This window comes from Sphingosinicella xenopeptidilytica (assembly GCF_042676985.1).
Lineage (GTDB): Bacteria > Pseudomonadota > Alphaproteobacteria > Sphingomonadales > Sphingomonadaceae > Sphingosinicella > Sphingosinicella xenopeptidilytica.
In genome coordinates this window covers 1-2,565 of sequence record NZ_JBHTIK010000020.1, presented here as the reverse complement: position 1 = coordinate 2,565, position 2,565 = coordinate 1, and the positions used below count along the sequence as shown (strand labels likewise).

Annotated in this window: 2 protein-coding genes; both read left to right on the top strand. The window is 72.4% G+C overall.

Annotated elements, in window-relative coordinates; genetic code table 11:
• Window positions 1-350 (top strand): (2Fe-2S)-binding protein (locus tag ACFQ00_RS20030; protein ID WP_381495338.1); only part of this gene is annotated, 350 nt, incomplete at its 5' end.
• The coding region (locus ACFQ00_RS20025) for a xanthine dehydrogenase family protein molybdopterin-binding subunit (protein WP_381495335.1) at window positions 347-2,565 on the top strand (2,219 nt) is incomplete at its 3' end. The genes ACFQ00_RS20030 and ACFQ00_RS20025, both read left to right, overlap by 4 nt.

Sequence of the window (2,565 nt, the reverse complement as noted above, 5' to 3'; positions counted from 1 at the left end):
GCGGCGTGGGGTTGTGCGGTGCGTGCACGGTGCACGTGGAGGGTACGGCGATGCGGTCGTGCCAGCTTCCGATGTCGGCGGTTGAGGGTCAGTCGGTGACGACGATCGAGGGTCTGTCGGCGGGCGGCGACCATGCGGTGCAGCGCGCGTGGCGCGAGCACGGCGTCGCGCAGTGCGGCTACTGCCAGTCGGGTCAGATCATGCAGGCGGCGGCGCTCATCGCCGAGACGCCGAAGCCCACCGACGCGGACATCGACGCCGCGATGAGCGGCAACATCTGCCGCTGCGGCACCTACGCGCGCATCCGCGCCGCGATCAAGGCGGCCAGTTCGGCAGGAGCGGAGGCATGAAGGCCGAGACGTTCGACCGGATCGACAACATCAGCCGCCGCGGGCTTCTGGGCGCGGGCGGCGCGTTCGTGCTCGCGATGGGCCTGCCGCGCGCGGCGCTGGCAGAGGCTGCCGAGCAGCCAAAGTACGGCGCCGACGGACAGAGCGGCGGCTGGCGCGACGACCCTACGCTGTTCGTGGCGATCGGCGAGGACGGCACGGTGACCATCACCTGCCACCGCGCCGAGATGGGCCAGGGCATCCGCACCAGCCTTGCCATGGTGATCGCCGACGAGCTCGAGGCGGACTGGAGCCGCGTGCGCATCGAACAGGCGGTGGGCGACGAGGCGCGCTACGGCAACCAGAACACCGACGGCTCGCGCAGTATGCGCCACCTGTTCACGCCGCTCCGCCGCTGCGGCGCAGCCGCGCGCACGATGCTGGAAGCGGCCGCCGCGAAGCGCTGGGGCGTGAGCGTCGGCGAGGTTGCGGCAAGCCTGCATGAGGTGGTGCACCGCCCGAGCGGCCGCAGGCTCGGCTACGGCGCGCTCGCGAAGGACGCCGCGGCGCTCGCCGTGCCCGATCGGGGCACGGTGACGCTGAAGGCACCGGCGGCGTTCCGCTACATCGGCCGCGACGTGGCTTCCGCGGACGGCGTCGCCATGACGACGGGCCGCGCGAACTACGGCATCGACGCGCGCCTGCCGGACATGCTCTACGCCGTCATCGCGCGGCCGCCCGTTTACGGCGGCAAGGTGAAGAGCGTCGACAAGGCCGCGGCGCTCGCGGTGCCCGGCGTCGTCCGGATCGTCGACCTGCCCGCGCCGACGCTGCCGTCCGTGTTCCAGCCGCTCGGCGGCGTCGCCGTGCTCGCGGCGAACACCTGGGCGGCGATCAAGGGCCGCGAGGCGCTCACCATCGCGTGGGACGACGGGCCGAACGCCGCTTACGACTCGGACGTCTACCGCGCCGAGCTCGAACGCGCGGCGCGCGCGCCGGGTCAGGTCTCGCGCAGCGACGGCGATGCGGAGGCCGCGCTCGGCAAGGCCGCAAGGCGCATCGAAGCCGAGTATTACATCCCGCATCTCGCGCAGGCGCCGATGGAGCCGCCGATGGCGCTCGCGCGCACGAGCGCGGACCGCTGCGAGGCGTGGGCCTGCACGCAGGACCCGCAGGCGGCGCGCGACCTCATCGCCGAGGCGCTGAAGATCCCGGTCGCCGATGTGACCATCCACCAGACGCTGCTCGGCGGCGGGTTCGGGCGCAAATCGAAGCCCGACTACGTGCTCGAGGCGGCGCTGCTCAGCCGCGCGGCGGGCGGCAAGCCCGTGAAGGTGGTGTGGACGCGCGAGGACGACCTTCATCACAGCTACTTCCACACCGTCTCGGTCGAGCGGCTGGAGGGCGGGCTCGACGCGGCCGGCCGCACGGTGGCGTGGCGGCACCGAAGCGCGGCGCCCTCGATCGGCTCGATCTTCGGGCCGGACCCGAAGCACCAGCTGCCGTTCGAGCAGGGCATGGGGCTGCGCAACGTCGCGTTCGCGGTTCCCGACTTCCGCGCCGAGACCTGCGCGGCGACCGCGCACACGCGGATCGGCTGGTTCCGCTCGGTCTCCAACATCCCGCACGCCTTCGCGGTGCAGTCGTTCGTCGCCGAGCTTGCCGCCGCGGCGGGGCGCGATCCGAAGGACTATCTCCTCGCGCTCATCGGCCCGGACCGCACGATCGATCCCCGCGCGATGGGCGACACCACCAACTACGGCGAGGACCCGGCGCGCTATCCGGTCGACACCGCGCGGCTGAAGGCGGTGATCAATGCCGCCGCCAGGGGCATCGGCTGGGGCCGGACGCTGCCTGCGGGCCGCGGGCTCGGCATCGCCGCGCACTACAGCTTTGTCAGCTATACAGCCTGCGCGATCGAGGTCTCGGTGACGGGCGGGCAGCTTACCGTCGAGCGCGCCGACATCGCGGTCGACTGCGGCCCGCAGGTGAACCCGGACCGTATCCGGTCGCAGATGGAAGGCTCGGTGGTGATGGGGATCAGCCTCGCCACGCTCGGCGAGATCAGCTTCAAGGCGGGCCGCGTCCAGCAGGACAACTTCGACGGCTACGCGCTCACCCGCATCGACGCCGCCCCGAAGATCACGGAGGTCCATCTCGTCGGCGGCGGCAACTGGAACGCACCCCCCGGCGGCATCGGCGAACCCGGTCTCCCACCCGTCGCACCAGCCCTCTG